The organism is Devosia psychrophila, from assembly GCF_000971275.1.
Lineage (GTDB): Bacteria > Pseudomonadota > Alphaproteobacteria > Rhizobiales > Devosiaceae > Devosia > Devosia psychrophila.
In genome coordinates this window covers 53371-70191 of record NZ_LAPV01000092.1, presented here as the reverse complement: position 1 = coordinate 70191, position 16821 = coordinate 53371, and the positions used below count along the sequence as shown (strand labels likewise).

At 61.5% G+C, this 16821-nt stretch carries 18 protein-coding genes and 2 pseudogenes; 9 read left to right on the top strand and 11 right to left on the bottom strand.

Features of this window, described 5'->3' with window-relative positions:
* From WH91_RS08690 to WH91_RS08680, 3 genes and pseudogenes are all read left to right on the top strand, one after another.
* Positions 1–533, top strand: a pseudogene (locus WH91_RS08690) (signal recognition particle protein); the annotation flags it as partial.
* 28 nt (positions 534–561) lie between these two features.
* Positions 562–966 (top strand): 30S ribosomal protein S16, encoded by a 405-nt coding sequence (gene rpsP / locus WH91_RS08685; protein WP_046170601.1) that lies wholly within the window; start codon positions 562–564, stop codon positions 964–966.
* A 123-nt stretch (positions 967–1089) separates the two neighbouring features.
* Positions 1090–1410: a hypothetical protein gene (locus WH91_RS08680; protein WP_074797168.1), complete on the top strand. Its 321-nt coding sequence runs from the start codon at positions 1090–1092 to the stop codon at positions 1408–1410.
* On the opposite strand, the gene leuB is transcribed toward WH91_RS08680, so the two are convergent.
* From leuB to deoD, 6 genes are all read right to left on the bottom strand, one after another.
* Complete coding sequence (gene leuB, locus WH91_RS08675; RefSeq protein WP_074797166.1) at positions 1407–2507, bottom strand: 3-isopropylmalate dehydrogenase; 1101 nt, start codon at positions 2505–2507, stop codon at positions 1407–1409. The genes WH91_RS08680 and leuB overlap by 4 nt on opposite strands.
* A gap of 75 nt (positions 2508–2582) precedes the next feature.
* A complete protein-coding gene (locus tag WH91_RS08670) occupies positions 2583–3233 on the bottom strand; it encodes a CPBP family intramembrane glutamic endopeptidase (RefSeq protein ID WP_046170599.1) in 651 nt (216 codons plus the stop codon).
* A 241-nt stretch (positions 3234–3474) separates the two neighbouring features.
* The gene (locus WH91_RS08665) at positions 3475–3762 is read right to left on the bottom strand and encodes a hypothetical protein (protein ID WP_046170598.1); all 288 of its coding nucleotides are present in this window, start codon (positions 3760–3762) and stop codon (positions 3475–3477) included.
* A gap of 76 nt (positions 3763–3838) precedes the next feature.
* Entirely contained in the window at positions 3839–4651 is an 813-nt protein-coding gene (locus WH91_RS08660; protein WP_046170597.1) for a COG3904 family protein, read from the bottom strand.
* Entirely contained in the window at positions 4648–5988 is a 1341-nt protein-coding gene (locus tag WH91_RS08655) for a hypothetical protein (protein ID WP_046170596.1), read from the bottom strand. Before WH91_RS08655 ends, WH91_RS08660 begins: the two co-directional genes overlap by 4 nt.
* 302 nt (positions 5989–6290) lie before the next feature.
* On the bottom strand, positions 6291–7001 hold the full coding sequence (gene deoD / locus WH91_RS08650; RefSeq protein WP_046170595.1) for a purine-nucleoside phosphorylase: 711 nt from the start codon (positions 6999–7001) through the stop codon (positions 6291–6293).
* 131 nt (positions 7002–7132) lie between these two features.
* Between deoD and argC the strand changes: the two genes are divergently transcribed.
* From argC to WH91_RS08635, 3 genes are all read left to right on the top strand, one after another.
* Complete coding sequence (gene argC / locus WH91_RS08645; protein ID WP_046170594.1) at positions 7133–8086, top strand: N-acetyl-gamma-glutamyl-phosphate reductase; 954 nt, start codon at positions 7133–7135, stop codon at positions 8084–8086.
* 95 nt (positions 8087–8181) lie between these two features.
* Complete coding sequence (gene leuD, locus WH91_RS08640) at positions 8182–8787, top strand: 3-isopropylmalate dehydratase small subunit (RefSeq protein ID WP_046170617.1); 606 nt, start codon at positions 8182–8184, stop codon at positions 8785–8787.
* An 8-nt stretch (positions 8788–8795) separates the two neighbouring features.
* Positions 8796–9185: a RidA family protein gene (locus WH91_RS08635; protein ID WP_046170593.1), complete on the top strand. Its 390-nt coding sequence runs from the start codon at positions 8796–8798 to the stop codon at positions 9183–9185.
* A 207-nt stretch (positions 9186–9392) separates the two neighbouring features.
* On the opposite strand, the gene WH91_RS08630 is transcribed toward WH91_RS08635, so the two are convergent.
* The 3 genes from WH91_RS08630 to WH91_RS08620 form a co-directional block, all read right to left on the bottom strand.
* Positions 9393–10403: an LLM class flavin-dependent oxidoreductase gene (locus WH91_RS08630; RefSeq protein WP_046170592.1), complete on the bottom strand. Its 1011-nt coding sequence runs from the start codon at positions 10401–10403 to the stop codon at positions 9393–9395.
* A gap of 71 nt (positions 10404–10474) precedes the next feature.
* Positions 10475–11665 carry a BaiN/RdsA family NAD(P)/FAD-dependent oxidoreductase gene (locus WH91_RS08625; protein ID WP_046170591.1) on the bottom strand — a complete coding sequence of 397 codons (1191 nt, stop codon included), beginning with the start codon at positions 11663–11665 and terminating at the stop codon, positions 10475–10477.
* Between the two features lie 151 nt (positions 11666–11816).
* Complete coding sequence (locus WH91_RS08620; protein ID WP_046170590.1) at positions 11817–12899, bottom strand: outer membrane protein; 1083 nt, start codon at positions 12897–12899, stop codon at positions 11817–11819.
* Positions 12900–13302: 403 nt separating this feature from the next.
* Between WH91_RS08620 and WH91_RS08615 the strand changes: the two genes are divergently transcribed.
* The 3 genes and pseudogenes from WH91_RS08615 to WH91_RS26085 all read left to right on the top strand — a co-directional run.
* Positions 13303–14346 carry an aspartate-semialdehyde dehydrogenase gene (locus WH91_RS08615; RefSeq protein ID WP_046170589.1) on the top strand — a complete coding sequence of 348 codons (1044 nt, stop codon included), beginning with the start codon at positions 13303–13305 and terminating at the stop codon, positions 14344–14346.
* Between the two features lie 190 nt (positions 14347–14536).
* Positions 14537–15418 (top strand): EamA family transporter, encoded by an 882-nt coding sequence (locus WH91_RS08610; RefSeq protein WP_046170588.1) that lies wholly within the window; start codon positions 14537–14539, stop codon positions 15416–15418.
* Positions 15415–15777, top strand: a pseudogene (locus WH91_RS26085) (EamA family transporter); the annotation flags it as partial. The gene WH91_RS08610 and the pseudogene WH91_RS26085, both read left to right, overlap by 4 nt.
* An 87-nt stretch (positions 15778–15864) precedes the next feature.
* On the opposite strand, the gene WH91_RS25350 reads toward WH91_RS26085, so the two are convergent.
* Positions 15865–16173 carry a penta-EF hand family protein gene (locus WH91_RS25350; protein WP_046170586.1) on the bottom strand — a complete coding sequence of 103 codons (309 nt, stop codon included), beginning with the start codon at positions 16171–16173 and terminating at the stop codon, positions 15865–15867.
* A gap of 102 nt (positions 16174–16275) precedes the next feature.
* Positions 16276–16521 carry an EF-hand domain-containing protein gene (locus tag WH91_RS08595; protein WP_046170585.1) on the bottom strand — a complete coding sequence of 82 codons (246 nt, stop codon included), beginning with the start codon at positions 16519–16521 and terminating at the stop codon, positions 16276–16278.
* Between the last annotated feature and the right edge of the window lie 300 nt (positions 16522–16821).

Sequence of the window (16821 nt, the reverse complement as noted above, 5' to 3'; positions counted from 1 at the left end):
GCATGATGCCCGGCATGGGCCAGATCAAGAAGGCCATGGCCAATTCCAACGTCGACGAAAAGGTGTTCGATCGCCAGATCGCCATAATCAACTCGATGACGAAAAAAGAGCGCGCCGAGCCCGATCTGCTCAATGCCAGCCGCCGCAAGCGTATAGCTGCCGGCGCAGGCGTCGAAGTTTCGGAGATCAACAAGCTCGCCAAGCAACACCGCCAGATGGCGGATATGATGAAAAAGGTCTCCAAGGGCGGCATGGGCGCGCTTGGCGGCATGTTCGGCGGCAAAATGGGCAGCATGCTCGGCGGCATGCCCGATATGTCCAAGATGGACCCCGCGCAGCTCGAAGCCATGGCCCGCCAGGCCGGCATAGATCCCAATCAGCTCAAGGGCCTGCCTTCGGTGCAGACGCCCCAGCTTGCCGAAAAGCTGCCCAGCGATGTCGGCGCCCTGTTCAAGTCCTCCGGATCGGGTCTGCCCGGTCTGGGTGGCGCTCCCCGTTTCCCCGGCCTCCCCGGCCTGGGCAAGAAGAAATAATCGTTCAACCAAAACCTAGGATACCAAAATGGCCCTGAAACTCCGTCTTGCCCGTGGTGGCACCAAGAAGCGCCCATTCTACCACATCGTCGTTGCCGATGCCCGTTCGCCCCGCGATGGCCGCTTCATCGAGAAGCTGGGCACGTTCAACCCGCTGCTGGCCAAGGACAACGAAGGCCGCGTCGTACTGAACACCGAGCGTGCCAAGCATTGGCTCGAAGTCGGCGCCCAGCCAACCGACCGCGTGCTGCGTTTCCTCGACGTTGCCGGCCTGCTGAAGCGCGAAGCGCGCAACAACCCTGAAAAGGCTATCCCCGGCGAAAAGGCTACTGCCCGCGCCGACGAGCGTGCTGCCAAGGTTGCTGCTGCCGAAGAAGCCAGGAACGCCCCCAAGGAAGAAGCTCCAGCCACTGAAGAAGCCGCTGCCGAGTAAGCTCCAGGCGCAAGCCACAATGAAAAGCCCCGGTGGAAACACCGGGGCTTTTTTACGTTTCATTGACTCTTTGAGAGACTCAGGAGCATGTTCGCTATATGTTCCATAACCACAGGTCTCAAGATGTCCGTCTATTGCGTAACGTTCACGATCGCGAACAAAATCATTGGCAACAAGACTTACGATGAGCGGCGTCAACGTCTAATTGACAATGTCCGTGAAGACGGTCTCGGATATTGGGACCGCACCACATCGTTCTTCTTAGTCGAGTCAGGCCTCGACACCAATTCGTTTGCTAAGCGCGCATTTGCTGTGTTGGGCAGTGAAGACGTCGCGGTGGTCTTTGATCCATCGGACATGTCTGCTGCCAGCTTCGGCGATGTGAAGGACTTCGATGTCCTGAAGTCCTTCTTGTCGCCGCTTACGCGGTACAAAGCCAGCTAAGCCTTCAGCTTGGCCAAAATCGCCGCGCCCATTTCTTCGGTGCCGACGGTCTTGCGGTTGTCCTGGGCGATATCCCCAGTCCTCAACCCATCGCTCAACACCGCCGAAATGGCGTTCTCGATCTTGGTCGCCAGCTCGATCTGTCCAAACGAATAGCGCAATGCCATCGCCACCGACGCGATCATGGCGATCGGGTTGGCGATGCCCTTGCCGGCAATGTCGGGCGCCGAGCCGTGTACGGGCTCGTAGAACGCCTTGCGCTTGCCGGTGGCCGCATCGGGCGCGCCGAGCGAGGCGGACGGCAGCATGCCGAGCGAGCCGGTCAGCATGGCGGCGACGTCGCTGAGGATGTCCCCGAACAGGTTATCGGTGACCATGACGTCGAACTGCTTGGGGTTTCGCACCAGCTGCATCGCGGCATTGTCAGCGAGGATGTGGTGCAGTTCGACATCGGGATAATCCTTGCCGATGCCCTTGACCACTTCGTCCCACAGCACGCCGGATTTCATGACGTTCTTCTTGTCGGCCGAATGCACCTTGTTGTTGCGGGTGCGTGCCAGATCAAACGCGACGCGGGCGATACGGTCGATTTCATACGTCTCGTAAACCTGGGTGTCGATGGCGCGCTTCTGGCCTTCACCGAGATCGGTAATGGTTTTGGGCTCGCCAAAATACACGCCGCCGGTCAGCTCGCGCACGATCAAGATATCGAGGCCTTCGACCAGCTCGCGCTTCAGCGACGAGGCGTCGGCCAACGCCGGATAGCAGATTGCGGGGCGCAGGTTGGCGAACACGGCCATTTCCTTGCGCAGACGCAGCAGGGCCGCCTCGGGGCGGTGCTCGTAGGGCACGTTGTCCCACTTGGGACCGCCCACGGCGCCAAAGATCACCGCGTCAGCCGCCTTGGCCTTTTCGGTGTCCTCGTCGGTGATGGCGACCTGATATTTGTCATAGGCGGCGCCGCCGGCAAGGCCGCTGTCGGTCGAGAAATCGGTGAGTTGCTCGCTATTGGTCCAGTTAATGAGCTTTTCGACTTCGACCATGATTTCGGTGCCGATGCCGTCGCCTGGCAACAGGAATAGGGAATGGGTGGCCACGGTGTGCTCCTCGCCGTACTGATGGTTACGCCTTTGCCGCACATAGCGGGATTTTATCGCCGGGCGCAAGCCAGACTATAGGTGAGGCGCCACGAATCCATTGGCGTTGAACAGCACCCAGAAGGTCAGGATATTGGTCAACACATGGGCGATCGAAGTCCAAAACACCGATCCGGTGCGCCAGGCGATCCAGCTCCACAGCAGCCCCAGCACGGCCGCCCCACCCACCAGAGCCATCCACCCACCCTCGAAGCTGACGTTGTGGCTGAGTGTCAGTGGAATGTGCCAGGCGGTAAACAGCACCCATCCAAGCCAGAAGCCAAGCCTTGGCTTGTCGCGAAATTCGGTCATGAAGCCGCCCCGCCACGCGGTCTCTTCCAGCGGTCCATTGATCAACGCGACAGCGGTGGCCAGTAGGGCGCCGTGACTGGTCAGCAGGGCGGTATGTGGTACCAGGCCAATGGCACCGATGACGCCGACCTGCAGCAACAGCAGCCCAGGAACAATCCAGTCCCGCCATGCGAGCCGCTCAGAAAACAGCCGACCATCCCGCTGTTTCCAGACATGCAGTGAAATGACCGGCAGGCAGAAAACCAGCCAATAAAACGCCAGCGACAGCAGATAACCATACGGCCCATCGATCGCAGTGAGTTTCGGCACCAGCACAAACATGGCGCCAATCAGCGCCAACGCATGCAGTACAAGGGCAATCTGGGAACGGGTCATGCCGGCTCGGGATCAATCAAGGATTTCGCCTATTGACCCCGAACCCAAGGATTCCGCAATGCCAGTCCTAAGCTCGATGTCATCCCGGACCTGATCCGGGATCCATCTCGAGATGGTACCGCAGCCGCAAGGTGATCCAAACAATAGACCTTGCGGCTATACGCAACATCTCAGGATGGGCCCCGGCTCAATGCCGGGGTGACATCGTGGGTGTGGCGACTGAAGTGGAAAATGGACAGCGCTAGTTCGACCGGCGCTCCACCAGTTCGAACCCGTCCGCCGCCACATCCACCTGCAGCGCCAGTTGCTGCCGATCTAACTCCGCGAGCCATGCCGTCCATGAGCACGGGCTCATGCCGTCATCCTCGCTTGCCATCAGTGTCTTGTTGCGTTTCTGGAAGCTGAGCTTGAGTTGCGCCCGCTCCTCCCCGAAGCGATTGCGCACCCGGGCGATAGCCGGAATGCCATGGCGGTCGGTCACCCAGTTTTGGATGTCGCGATGACGTGTCAGTGTATGTAGTTGAGTCATTTTTGGCCTCCCCGCCAATTATGTCTATTATCCCTTGGTAATGGTCCGGTCCTCCACCGGTTCCATTGCAGGCACTTCAATTCTCGACGAATTCCGTGACAAGCTTGAGACGCGTCATCTCCTCTGGGGTGAAATAGTAAAGGCGGTCCGGCGGCGTTTCGAGGGCATGCAGCCACAGTGCCGGATCGACGCCGGTCTTGGTCAGGTGGGTGATGATCTCGGCCGTCGTAGTCTGGGCGCCGCTCATCGCCGTGCCGGCAACGCGCATCGCGTCCTGCGCATCGCCGCCGAGCGCAGCTGCATAAATCTGGTGTACGCCGATAGCGGCTTCGGTGCTGGCGATCCGCTCGGCGCCGGAGGCAAAAATTATCGGGCAGGATGAGGCACAAAGCGAGCCTGCAGCGACCTTGGTTGCAAGGCCGTTGTCATGGATCAGACTGCCGATGGCGAGCGCATCCATAACCGATCCTCCTGGCGAATCGAGAACCACAGTCTGGACGTATTCGCCGCGCGCTTCAATCTCGTCGGCAAAGCGTTCGGCCGAGCCTACATCGATGGAGCCAGTCAGCTTGAGTTCGCCGCCGGTACCCAGCGCAATTTCCAGCGGCTGCTCCAGCAGTTGCGGGCTGGTGGTCACATTGGGATTGGCGCCATCGGCGGGCCCGTCCGGATTGAACGGCGGCAAAATGGGCTGCATCGGCACGGCCAAGGCCGCGCCCTCGCTCTCGGTCAGTTCGCGAAAGTCGACGAACAGCACCGAGGCGGTTCCGGCCAACAGCGCAAAGAATGCCACGCGTAGGATGTTGCCGTCATCGACCGCTGCGATGCGCTCGATCAGGCCGCGATAGAAAGGCCCGCCGGCGCTGCGGGCGTTGGCATCGCTTTTCATGCCGGGCGGGGCCCATCGGTGCGCTTGCGCTGCGCGGCGTCGATTGGCGTCACCGTTGCATCGTCAGGCGCAATCTCGGCTACAACCGGCGGGTCGATAAGTTCAGCTGCCGGAACTGGTTTGGGCTTGCCGGTCGACACGTCGATGCCAGCAGCCTCCATCTGGCGGAACAGCGCCATGGCGCGCAACATTTCGGCGGCGGTGATGTTCTCGGCCTCCTCCAGCGATTCCGAATCCTTACGCATGGCGTCGTTGACGATCATCAGGACGAGCACCAGCACCACCGGCAGCAGATCGATGGAAATAGCCCCGGCCCAGCTCGGAATGAAGTCCTGCCAGTAACGGATCACCGCCTCGGCGCTCGACAGCGGCACAAAGCGGCGCTGCTCGACAACCGGCGTGGCGAGGATTTCGTCCGCAGCCGTGGTCAAGGCCGCCGATTGCGCGGCGACCGAGGCGCGCACGGTTTCCATTACCTGGTCCTGTCGATTGATCAGATCGGCGCTTTGGCCGTTGGCGACCGGCGCGATGAAACCGGCGCTCAAATCAGCCGAAGCACGCTTCACCGATGCGGCAACGCCGGTCTGCTGCAAAGCCGCGATCACTGCGGAAAGCTGCACTGCCTCGGTCTGGAAACTGTCGGCGCGCGGCTCTATGGCTCCCGGCGTCGAGACCAATTCACGCATGGTGGCCAGACGGGCCGAACCCTGCTCGAACTGCAGCGCGACCTCGTCTCGGCTGCCGGTAATGGTAGCAGCTAGCTGGTTCATCTGCGAGCCCATCTGCGTCAGCAATTGGACCACGCTGCCCGAGCCCGTCGTGCCGGTCAGGGCGCCGGATTCGCGCTCGTCGGCGGCGAGGCCGCTGAAGCGCTCAGCCGCGCGCTGCACGTCGGGCAGCAGGCTTTGCGCCGCCAGGGCATTGGAATGGGCCAGGTCGAGGTCTTCGGCATAGCCCTGCAGCGTTATCGCCATATGCTGCTCGGTGGCGGCCGAGCCAGCCAGTGCTGCCGCATTGAGCCAGGCGCTCATCGCCACGATCATCACGCAGCCGATGGCCATGGTGACGAACAGCCCGACGCGCTGCACCCCATTGGTGACCAGCGGCACAAACCGCAGCATGAAGCTCCAGAACGCATAGATGGCGACCGACACGGCCGCCGAATAGATGATGGCGGCAAAGAACACGAAGGTTGCCGAGCCATCGAGAATACCGCGCACGCCCAGGTAGGTGTAAACGCCCGATGCCAGCGCCAGCACCGCCAGGGCAAAGCGGGTCATCGTCTCGACGCCCTTGACGGTCTCGTGCAGGCGATAGGCATTCGGCTTCAATTGCATGTGAAACGGCCCCCAGTGTTAAGGACACGTTAGCACAGCCATCCTGGCAGAATATGGGCGAGTTTTGCGGGGGTGGATGACGGTTCGGTGAGTGTGCAGTCGACACCCTCCCCTCGAGGGGGAGGGATCAAGGGAGGGGGCGATTGGCCCCAATATCGTGGCTAAACCACACCCCACCCAGCCTCCCCCTTAAAGCGGGAGGTGCCATTCGGCATACGAGGCTGAATAGAGCTTCAAACTCGATGAAGTCCCTCCCCCCTCATCAGGGGGAGGCCAGGTGGGGGTACCCAGAACGACTCTTCCTACCCCTCCACCGCCACATCCAGCGCCACTTCCACCATATCCCGCAACGACGTCTGCCGTTGCTCCGCGTCGATCTCCTCCTTGGTGATCAAACAATCGGTCATCGTGCAAATCGTCAGCGCCTTCACCCCAAACCGCGCCGCCAAAGTATACAGCGCTGCGGCCTCCATCTCGACGCCGAGCACGCCATGCTCCGGCAGCTTGTCGTAACCGGCCATGCCGTCGGCATGGTAGAAAATGTCTGAGCTCAGCATATTGCCGGCGTGATAGCGCATGCCCTTTTCCTCGGCCTTGCTGGCCGCCGAACGGAGCAGTTCAAAATCGGCGATGGGCGCAAAATTGAAGGCGCCAAACCGTCCCTTGACGATGGAGCTGTCGGTCGACGCGCCTTGCGCGAGAATCAGGTCGCGCACCTTGACCTTGGCATTGAGCCCGCCACAGGTGCCGACGCGGATCAGCGTTTTCACCCCATAGACGTTGATCAGCTCGTGCACGTAAATGGCCAGCGACGGCTGCCCCATGCCCGAGGCCTGTACCGAGACCGACTTGCCCTTCCAGGTGCCAGTATAGCCAAGGCAGTTGCGCACCGAATTGACCAGCTTGGCGTCGTCGAAAAACGTTTCGGCAATCCACTTGGCGCGCAGCGGATCGCCCGGCAGCAGCACCGCCTCGGCATAGTCACCCGCTTTGGCGTGGTTATGAGGGGTCATGGCGATGCTCCTATGCTCAACTTGGTCAAAGCATTGCCATCCTCGGCAGGCAATGACAACAGGGGCGGCGCCCACGTCTTGACCTCGTCATGCGCTAGGTCCATTTACGCTGCCGAACTGGAGATAAGCCAATGGTCGCCAAGATTTTCATCGATGGGGAAGCCGGGACCACCGGTCTGCAGATCCGCGATCGTCTGGCCGGCCGGCGCGACCTCGAAGTGCTGTCCATCGCCGCCGACAAACGCAAGGACCAGGATGAGCGCAAGCGGCTGCTCAATGCCGCCGATGTCGCCATCCTCTGCCTGCCCGACGATGCGGCCAAGGAAAGCGTGTCGCTGATCGACAACGGCACCACGCGGGTGATCGATGCCTCGACCGCCTATCGCGTCGATCCGAACTGGGCCTATGGCTTTGCCGAAATGGACAAGGGCCAGTCGGAGGTGATCGCCAAGGCGCGCTTCGTGGCCAATCCTGGATGCTGGCCGCAGGGCCTGATCGCCAATGTGCGGCCATTGATCGCGGCCGGTCTGCTGCCCGTAGACTATGCCGTCAGCTACAATGGAATCTCGGGCTATAGCGGCGGCGGCAAGCAGATGATCGCCGAGTATGAGGCGGCCGGCGACCACGCCAGCCAGTTCATGGCCTATGGCCTGACCTTCAATCACAAGCATGTGCCGGAAATGACCCGTTACACCGGTCTCTCCGCCGCGCCGCTGTTCGTGCCGACCGTCGGCGATTTCGCCCAGGGCATGACCACCTTCGTGCCGCTGCAGCTAGGCCAGCTGGCCAAGGTGCCGAGCGGCAAGGAATTGCACGCTGCCATCGCCGATCATTTCGCCGCGATCACGGACAGCTTCGTCGTGGTGGCGCCGTATGACCCGGCGCTGGGCAAGTCCCCGGCGCTCGATCCGCAGGCGCATAACGACAGTAACACCATGACCTTGCACGTGTTCGCCAATGACGCCCGCGCTCAGGCCGTGCTGGTGGCGGTGTATGACAACCTCGGCAAGGGCGCATCCGGCGCCGCCGTGCAGAACCTCAACCTGATGCTCGGCGTCAGCGCAAGGGAAAGCCTGGCGGCCTGATAAATGCAAGGGGCGTACCCGAGAGTACGCTTCTCGACTTGACCGCAACCTCGCTTTTGCGCCATGACCTTGGTCAAAGCGAGGTTTTCTGCTCCATGGACAAGTTCACCACCCTGACCGGTGTCTCGGCTCCCCTGCCGATCATCAATATCGACACCGACATGATCATCCCCAAGCAGTACCTCAAGACCATCAAGCGGACGGGTCTTGGCACGGCGCTGTTCAGCGAGATGCGCTATCATGAGGATGGTACTGAAAACCCCGATTTCGTGCTGAACAAGCCGGCCTATCGCGGCGCCACCATCATCGTGGCCGGCGACAATTTCGGCTGTGGTTCGTCGCGCGAGCACGCTCCATGGGCGTTGCTGGATTTCGGAATTCGCTGCGTTATTTCCACCAGCTTCGCCGACATTTTCTATAATAACTGCTTCAAGAATGGCATCTTGCCGCTGGTGGTCTCGCCCGAACAGCTCAAGCTGCTGCTCGACGATGCCGAGCGCGGCTCCAATGCGACGCTGACCGTCGATCTGGAAGCCCAGACTATCAAGGGGCCGGATGGCGGCACGCTGCATTTCGACATCGATCCGACCCGCAAGCAGATCCTGCTCGAAGGCCTCGACGATATCGCCGGCACGCTGAAGTCCGACCCGTCGATCACCACGTTTGAAAACATGATGGCGACCGACCGCCCCTGGCTCTGAGAGATAAAATGGTACAGCGCGTTTCTACCGGCTCGCCCTTCGAAGCGACCTTCGGCTATTCCCGTGCCGTGCGGCATGGGGACACCGTCTATGTCTCCGGCACCACCGGCTATGACTATGCGACGATGACCATGCCCGACGATATCGGCCAGCAGGCGGCCAATGCGCTGGCGACCATCGACAAGGCGCTCAAGGAAGCCGGCTCGTCGATCGAGGATACGGTGCGGGTGGTCTATTACATCGGCGACCGCACTGAGGTGAATGCCGTCGTTGCCGCTGTCGGCCCGGTGTTTAAGGACATCCGCCCGGCCGCCTCCATGCTGATCGTGCAGATGATCGAAGCCGGCATGAAGATCGAAATCGAAGTTACCGCCCGGATCGGCGCAGCAGGTTCCTAGCCTGACCACCTCGTTTCCCGGGCGCAGGCTGGGATGACCTCAGTTGCTTCGGCTCCTGCATAGCCTCTTCCCCCTCAGAGGAGAGGGAGGGTGAGGGGTTCTGAGTTCGGTTGTGTCGCCACGTATTAGCCGACGGCTGAACCCCTCACCCGGCGCTGACGCGCCGATCTCTCCCCCGGCGGAGAGATAGTTACCGCTCTTTAGCGTCTAGCCCCTTGGCTCAATACCAAACACCTTCGCCACCAACCCATAGCTCCGTCTGCGCAGCCCATAGCTGTGCAGGGTCGTGGTGATCATCACCTCGTCCACGTCGCTGGCTTCGGCTTTTGCCAAAATCGTATCGCGCACCGTCTCGGGCGAGCCGACGATCCACAGCGAGGACTGATGATCGATGACGCCCTGCTGCTGTGGCGTCAGCACCACCTTGTGCGCCCCTTCGGGGCTCATCAGCCGGCGTTGTTCGCCGGTCATGAACAGCGCCCATTGCACGGCCTGCGAATAGGATAGATATTTGGCCTCTTCGTCGGTCGGTGCGCAGACCACGGAGACGCACATCATGGTCTGCGGCTTGGGGAAGGCGCCGGTGGCCTGGAACGCGTAGCGATAGGCTTCGAAGGCCGGGGCAGGGGGCGTGTGGCTGAAATGGGCGGCGAAGGCATAGCCGATGCCCAATTGTCCAGCCGCGGAGGCGCTGGCGCCTGACGAGCCGAGCAGCCACATTGGCGGCAGACGAATGCCACCGGGCGACACCGGCACGCGCGAATAGGGGTGTTCGGGCGGAAAGCTATCCTCGTCAAAGGCCATGAGTTCGGCCAGGTAGGTCGAGAATTCCTCGCCGCCGCCACTGCGCAGCGCCCGCATCGCATAGCCGTCGCCACCCGGCGCACGTCCCAGTCCCAAATCGATGCGGCCGGGAAACAGGCCCTCGAGCGTACGATAGGCCTCCGCGATGCGCAGCGGGGCGTGGTTAAGCAGCATCACGCCGCCGGAACCGATCCGCAGGTTCTTTGTGTGCGCCGCGGCGCTGCCGATCAGGATTTCCGGGACCGAGGAGGCGATCGACGGCATGCCGTGGTGTTCGGCGTACCACAGGCGCGTGTAGCCCAGCCGGTCGGCTTCCTGCGCCAGCAAGATGGTTTCCTGCATAGCCTGCGGCGTCGAGGTACCCTCGGCGATAGGGGCAAGATCCTGCAGCGACAGGGCGAAGGGGGCAGCCATGGCAAGGTCCTGTATGGTCGTTTGCCCGCGTACTATCGGCAAATTGCGATGATAGCGAGACGCTTTGACGCCTAAGCGGCCTGCCCTGCGGCCCAGCCCGAGGCCCAGGCCCACTGGAAATTATAGCCACCGAGCCAGCCGGTGACGTCGACCACTTCGCCGACGAAATACAGTCCTGGCACGTCGCGGGCGCCCAGCGTCTTGGCATCGAGATCGCGAGTATCGACGCCGCCCAGCGTCACTTCGGCGGTGCGATAGCCCTCCGAGCCGACAGGCTTGAGGCTCCACGCCTTGAGCTTCTGCTCCACCTGCGCCAGCTTCTTGTCGGAAAAATCCCCGACCATTCCGGTCATGTCGAGCTCATCGCCGAGCAATCGCGCCAGCTTCTGGGGCAAGACGCTGCCGATCACCGTCTGCACCTGCAGTCTCGGCGTCGCCTGGCGGGCGGCGCGCAACACCTCGCCGGCATCCTGATGCGGCAGCAGGTCGACCTCGATGGCATCGCCCTCGCGCCAATAGGACGAGATCTGCAAAATCGACGGCCCCGACAGCCCACGATGGGTAAACAGCAGCGCCTCTTCGAACTTGGTCTTGCCGTGACTGACGATGGCGTCGGCGGCAATGCCCGAGAGTTCCTTGAGCTTGTCCAGCGCTCCGGTCTCGAAGGTCAGCGGCACCAGAGCCGGGCGGGTATCGGTCAGCCGCAGGCCGAACTGGGCCGCCAGCTGATAGCCCAGACCCGTGGCGCCCATCTTGGGGATGGACTTGCCCCCGGTGGCGACAATCAGGCTCTCGCAAGTGACCGACGAGGTAGAAAGCCGCAGGGCGAAGCCGGTGTCGTCCTTGCTGACGCTTTCGATTTCGGTTTCCAAAACCATGGTGACGCCCGCCTTGCGCATCTCGCCCAGCAACATGGTGTTGATCTGCGTCGCCGGCCCGTCGCAAAACAACTGGCCCAGGGTCTTTTCATGAAACGTGATGCCGTGGTCGCGTACCATGGCGATGAACATCTCGGGCGTGTAACGGCTTAGTGCCGACAGCGCAAAGCGCGGGTTCTGGCTCAGAAAGCGGTCGCGGCCCTTGTCCACTGTGGCATTCACATTAGTGAAATTGCAGCGCCCGCCACCCGAAATGCGAATTTTCTCGCCAGCGTACTTGGCGTGGTCGACCAGTAGAACCGAGCGTCCGCGCCGCCCGGCTTCGATGCTCGCCATCATGCCGGCCGCGCCGGCACCGAGGATCACGACATCATAGTGGGGCATGGCAAATCCTGCGTGTTGAACACGGGCGCATGGTCAACAGTAGACCTCATGGTTAGCCCATCGAACCACAAGGTCGTGGCACGATATGGGCACATCCTCGTTCTTCGACAAGCTCAGGATGAGGGTTACTGGCCGCGCTTTGGGACGCCTCTTAGTCGAAGTGCCACACCGTGCCAATGGTGACCTTGGATGTGCTGGGCCCGGACACGCCGGTCAGCCCAGGTTGTCCGTCCATACGGCCGAGGATCAATGCCTCGCCGCGAAGGCTGGCTTGGCCCCACAGCGCATATTCGACGCCGCCGCCGAGCACATAGGCGCCTTTGCCTTCGACGGCGCCGAGGCCGCCAGCAGCATAGACCTGCACCCCCGGGGTGGGCACCACGCCCAGCTTGCCCAAGGCAAGCAGATCGATCCCCGCATCGCCGGATGTGTCGTAATTGGCGCCAAGCTGCACTTCGATACCAGCGCGGAACATCTCGTTGAGCGCGTGATTATAGCCGGCAAAGCCACCCATTTCGAAGCGACTCAGGTGGTAGCCATAGCCATAATCCGCGAGGAAGTTGAACTGCGGATCGGTGAAGCCGCCGATATTGATACCAGCGTAACGACCGGAAAAATCGGTCACCGGACCGGAATTGAAGGTCGTTGCGGCCGGCGCGCCGTCGAGCTGCCAGATGGCGCCCGAGGTGATACGCATCGCCGAAATCGCCGGGATATTATTGCCATTGGGCACCGGGCCAAGCTGGCCGATGCCTGCAGCTTCGAGCCGCAGGGCCATATTGGAGGTCACCATGACTTCGGCACCAATGCCGGCCTCGAAGGCCCAGCTTTCACCCAGGCGGCCAGCGCCGCCCAGCACATAAATCAATGTATTGTCGCCGGCGGCAAAGCCGAGCCGCGCCAGCGCCATCAGCCGGAGATAGGCCGAGGAAGAAAAGTCCGTCGCCACGGTCGCCTGGATTTCACCGCCTGCAATGACGCCGGGCGCTATTGGCTGGTTCCAGCCCACGACGCCGCCAAACTCGGGCCGGATATCGGCGCCCACGGTATTGAAATTGTTCTTGCGGGCCGAGATCGGTCCGGCCAGCACGCCGGCATAAAGCCCGTCAAAGGCGCTGGGTGCGCTGAATTCGCTGGTGAGGGTCGGGCTAAAATACAGTGCAGTGTCCTGTGCCATGGCGCCGCTGCCAACCAGCATCGCCAAACCAAGACCTGCAGCAATTGCTGAACGCATAGACCACTCCCACATACGCGGCCATCTCATGACCACAGCTGCTAACGCCGCAACAAGATACTGCGTTAAGCCTCTCTTAACACGCCGTTTGTTGCAAAGCCGCATCAATGCAAAGCGCGCCTTTTGTCTAGTCGCAGGGCAATTGACTAATTCCTATTTGGGCGTATGAGTTCGCCTGCTTTTCAAACCAAGCAGTCAATGATGGCCAGCGCTTTCGACATTGCGGACCTCGCAACCACCCGGTTCATCACCGGTGGCGTCGCTGCACTCATGACCAAAACCACCAAAACCGCCTGACGCTTTTCCCCGGGTCGCCTCCCGACGGGGAGAGGCTCAAAGCACGGACCGCGATGCAAGGCATCGTGCGGGGGCGGAATTGGCAAGGGACTGGAGTTCCAAAAAAATGGGTTATCGCGTCGCAGTCGTCGGTGCCACGGGCAATGTGGGCCGTGAAGTTCTCAATATTCTGGCGGAGCGCAAGTTCCCCGCGGACGAAGTGATCGCGCTGGCTTCTTCGCGCTCGATCGGCCGCGAAATTTCCTTTGGTGACAAGATCCTCAAGGCCAAGAACCTCGACGATTTCGACTTCAAGGGCGTCGATTTCGCCATTATGTCGGCTGGCAGCACAATCTCCAAGGACTGGGCGCCGCGCATTGCCGCCTCGGGCTGCATCGTCATCGATAATTCGAGCTACTGGCGCTACCATTCGGACGTGCCGCTGGTCGTGCCGGAGGTCAACGGTCACGTGCTCGACCGCTGGCTGGCCGATGCCAAGCGCAGCAATATCATTGCCAATCCGAACTGCTCGACCGCCCAATTGGTTGTGGCGCTGAAGCCCCTGCACGACTTCGCCAAGATCAAGCGCGTCGTCGTCTCGACTTACCAGTCGGTGTCCGGCGCCGGCAAGGATGGCGTCGACGAGCTGTGGAACCAGACCAAGGGCATTTTCGTCAACGACAGCCCGGGCAACGGCAACGTCTTTCCCAAGCAGATCGCCTTCAACGTCATCCCCCACATCGATGTGTTTATGGAAGACGGCTACACCAAGGAAGAGTGGAAGGTGCTGGCCGAAACCAAGAAGATCCTCGATCCCAAGATCAAGGTGACCTGCACCGCCGTGCGCGTGCCGGTGTTCGTCGGCCATTCCGAAGCCGTCAATATCGAGTTCGAAAACCCGATTTCGGCTGACGAAGCCCGCGATATCCTGCGCGACGCACCCGGCATTTCGGTGCTCGACAAGCGCGAGCCCGGTGGCTACGCGACCCCGGTCGAAACCGTGGGCGAATACGACACGTTCGTGTCGCGCATCCGCGAGGATTCGACCATCGAGAACGGGCTCAATATCTGGGTTGTCTCGGACAACCTGCGCAAGGGCGCCGCGCTCAACACCATCCAGATCGCCGAAGAACTGATCGCCCGCGGACTTCAGTCGCGCAAGGCAGCTTAGTTTCCCTTCTCTCTTTCTTCTCCCCATCGGGGAGAAGTCGGCGCGCAGCGTCGGATGAGGGGGAGGGTGCCGATGCCACGAGCCTGGGTAGGAGGAAACATCCCCCTCACCCGTCTCGCCTTACGGCGAGCCACCCTCTCCCCGATGGGGAGAGGAAAGCAGCCGCTCGAACGGTTTTAGGTCCATCTTCATGCTCTCCCTTCGTGACCTTCTCCTGGCGCTGCTCGTGGTTCTGGTCTGGGGGCTCAATTTCGTCTTTATCAAATGGGGCGTCGAAGAGGTGCCGCCGCTGCTGCTGACCGGGCTGCGATATCTTTGCGCGGCGCTGCCGATGGTGTTTTTCGTCAGGCGGCCGCAGGTCAAAACCGGCACGCTGGTCATCTATGGGCTGGCGATTGGCCTGGCACAGTTCGGCCTGCTGTTCTCGGCCATCAAGCTGGGCATGCCGGCGGGTCTCGCTTCGCTGATCATCCAGACCCAGGCCTTCTTCACCATCGCGCTGGCCATGCTGTTCCTCGGCGAAAAGCTCGGCCGCATGCAGGCGCTTGGGGCGCTGGTGGCCATTGCCGGGATCGGCGTCATCGCCACCGAGCGCTTCGAGATCACGGCGCTGGTGCCGCTGCTGATGGTCGTGCTTGCCGCGCTTTTCTGGGGCGTTGCCAATATCGCCTCCAAAAAGGCCGGGCAGATCGACATGCTGTCTTTCGTGGTCTGGGGCAGCCTCGTGCCCATCATGCCGCTGCTTGCGCTGTCGCTGCTAGTCGAAGGGCCGGCTGCTATCAGCGCAGCGTTCGTCGCGATTAGCCCGCGCACTGTCGGTATCGTGCTGTTCAACGGCTATGTTGCGACGATCATTGGCTTTGGCCTGTGGAGCTACCTGCTCAAGCGTTATCCTGCCGGCTTGATCGCGCCGTTTTCGCTGCTGGTCCCGGTGTTCGGCATCGGCTTTGCCTATCTGCTGCTCCGCGAGGTCATCACCATGATCGAAGTGGTGGGCAGCATTTTAGTGTTTGCCGGGCTGCTGCTTAACGTCTTCGGCGCCCGCCTGTTCACGCGGCCGCGGACGATCTGACGCCCATTCGCCAAGTTCTTGTCGCCTCGCTGGTCGTCGCCATCTGGGGCTTCAACTTCGTCGTCATCAAGCTCGGCGTGGAAGCGCTGCTGCCGATTCTGGCGGCTATCTTGCGCTTCTGCGCCGCGGCCTTTCCAGCCCTTCTGTTTATCCGGCCGCCCGGGGCGCCGTGGTATCCGGTGGCGGGGTTCGGGCTGGCCTTCGGCTTTGCGCTGCATGGCTTCCATCATCTCTCGATTGCCTGGGGAATGTCGGCGGGCCTTTCGTCGCTGGTGCTGCACACCCAGGCATTTTTCATCATGGCGCTGGCCTTTGTCATCCTGGGCGAACGGCCGACCCGCTTTAAGGTCATCGGTGCGCTGGTGGTCACCGTGCTGCGGCGCCGCCACAGGAGATTCCCCCCCGGCATAAGAAAATGGCCGCCCCGAGGGACGGCCATCTGGCGATTATTGCGGTGCGGGAACAGTGTCGGGCGGCGCGTCGAGTGTCGGCACATCGAGCGTCGGGGCGACTGGGGCTGGCACGGCAGGCGGCTGCAGGCTGTTGAGTTCGCCAACGACCAGTCCTCCGCTGCCATCGGCATCGGCGGTGTCGAATTCGGCCTGGGCCAAGTCTGACCACACCACCTGCAGTTCGGCAAAGCTCAGTTCACCGCTGGTATCGGTATCGACATCGGCAAAGGTGGTCGGCGTCTGGGCGAAAGCTGCGGTGGTGGCAAGGCCAAGCGCGGCGAGAGTAAGGGCAATCTTGTGCATCAATAACTCCGGGAAATATCTGGTCGGTCAGCGGACGGGAAAGAAAAGCCACCCCAGGAAGACGTGGGGTGGCTTCTGTGCCCATGGGCTGGGCTTTAGTCGTTAGCTGGCGGGCGCAGCCGAGGCGGCGAGGGCCGCATATTCGTCGGCCGAAAGTTCGCCACTGGCGTCCACGTCAGCAGCCGTGAAGGCCTCTTCGGTCAGGTCCGGCCAAGCGGTCTGTGCTTCGGCGAGCGAGATGCCGCCGCTGACATCGGTGTCTACCGACACCGCGTCGGTAGCAGCCTGCGCGAATGCAGCGGTCGATAGACCGAGAACGACGATGGACGACAAAATAATCTTCTTCATGGGAGTTGAGCTCCAATGTTGGGGAGATGAAAGCGGCGATCGGTTAGCCGGTCACCGACGGGATGCTCTCCTGCAGTCCGTAAGAAACACAATGACCGGTCAATGTGTTTCGTGCGGGTCTAAAAATCGACGCGGGCAGGAAATAATCAGGCGAATTGCGGGCAATAGACCAGATGTATAATTTTCAGGTAAGCAACAAGAACAGTTGTAAAACTGTTGGATTATTGCAAGTTATAGAAGCCCGCACACTTCAGCCTTGTGCGACAATTTTGACACTACCTATGAAATCATCGGTAACGA

What these genes read in the sequence shown, in the direction of transcription:
- rpsP (WP_046170601.1), top strand. Translation starts at nt 562, where the DNA reads ATGGCCCTGAAACTCCGTCTTGCCCGTGGTGGCACCAAGAAGCGCCCA.
- WH91_RS08680 (WP_074797168.1), top strand. Translation starts at nt 1,090, where the DNA reads ATGTCCGTCTATTGCGTAACGTTCACGATCGCGAACAAAATCATTGGC.
- WH91_RS08670 (WP_046170599.1), bottom strand. Translation starts at nt 3,233, where the DNA reads ATGACCCGTTCCCAGATTGCCCTTGTACTGCATGCGTTGGCGCTGATT.
- WH91_RS08665 (WP_046170598.1), bottom strand. Translation starts at nt 3,762, where the DNA reads ATGACTCAACTACATACACTGACACGTCATCGCGACATCCAAAACTGG.
- WH91_RS08660 (WP_046170597.1), bottom strand. Translation starts at nt 4,651, where the DNA reads ATGAAAAGCGATGCCAACGCCCGCAGCGCCGGCGGGCCTTTCTATCGC.
- WH91_RS08655 (WP_046170596.1), bottom strand. Translation starts at nt 5,988, where the DNA reads ATGCAATTGAAGCCGAATGCCTATCGCCTGCACGAGACCGTCAAGGGC.
- deoD (WP_046170595.1), bottom strand. Translation starts at nt 7,001, where the DNA reads ATGACCCCTCATAACCACGCCAAAGCGGGTGACTATGCCGAGGCGGTG.
- argC (WP_046170594.1), top strand. Translation starts at nt 7,133, where the DNA reads ATGGTCGCCAAGATTTTCATCGATGGGGAAGCCGGGACCACCGGTCTG.
- leuD (WP_046170617.1), top strand. Translation starts at nt 8,182, where the DNA reads ATGGACAAGTTCACCACCCTGACCGGTGTCTCGGCTCCCCTGCCGATC.
- WH91_RS08635 (WP_046170593.1), top strand. Translation starts at nt 8,796, where the DNA reads ATGGTACAGCGCGTTTCTACCGGCTCGCCCTTCGAAGCGACCTTCGGC.
- WH91_RS08630 (WP_046170592.1), bottom strand. Translation starts at nt 10,403, where the DNA reads ATGGCTGCCCCCTTCGCCCTGTCGCTGCAGGATCTTGCCCCTATCGCC.
- WH91_RS08625 (WP_046170591.1), bottom strand. Translation starts at nt 11,665, where the DNA reads ATGCCCCACTATGATGTCGTGATCCTCGGTGCCGGCGCGGCCGGCATG.
- WH91_RS08620 (WP_046170590.1), bottom strand. Translation starts at nt 12,899, where the DNA reads ATGCGTTCAGCAATTGCTGCAGGTCTTGGTTTGGCGATGCTGGTTGGC.
- WH91_RS08615 (WP_046170589.1), top strand. Translation starts at nt 13,303, where the DNA reads ATGGGTTATCGCGTCGCAGTCGTCGGTGCCACGGGCAATGTGGGCCGT.
- WH91_RS08610 (WP_046170588.1), top strand. Translation starts at nt 14,537, where the DNA reads ATGCTCTCCCTTCGTGACCTTCTCCTGGCGCTGCTCGTGGTTCTGGTC.
- WH91_RS25350 (WP_046170586.1), bottom strand. Translation starts at nt 16,173, where the DNA reads ATGCACAAGATTGCCCTTACTCTCGCCGCGCTTGGCCTTGCCACCACC.
- WH91_RS08595 (WP_046170585.1), bottom strand. Translation starts at nt 16,521, where the DNA reads ATGAAGAAGATTATTTTGTCGTCCATCGTCGTTCTCGGTCTATCGACC.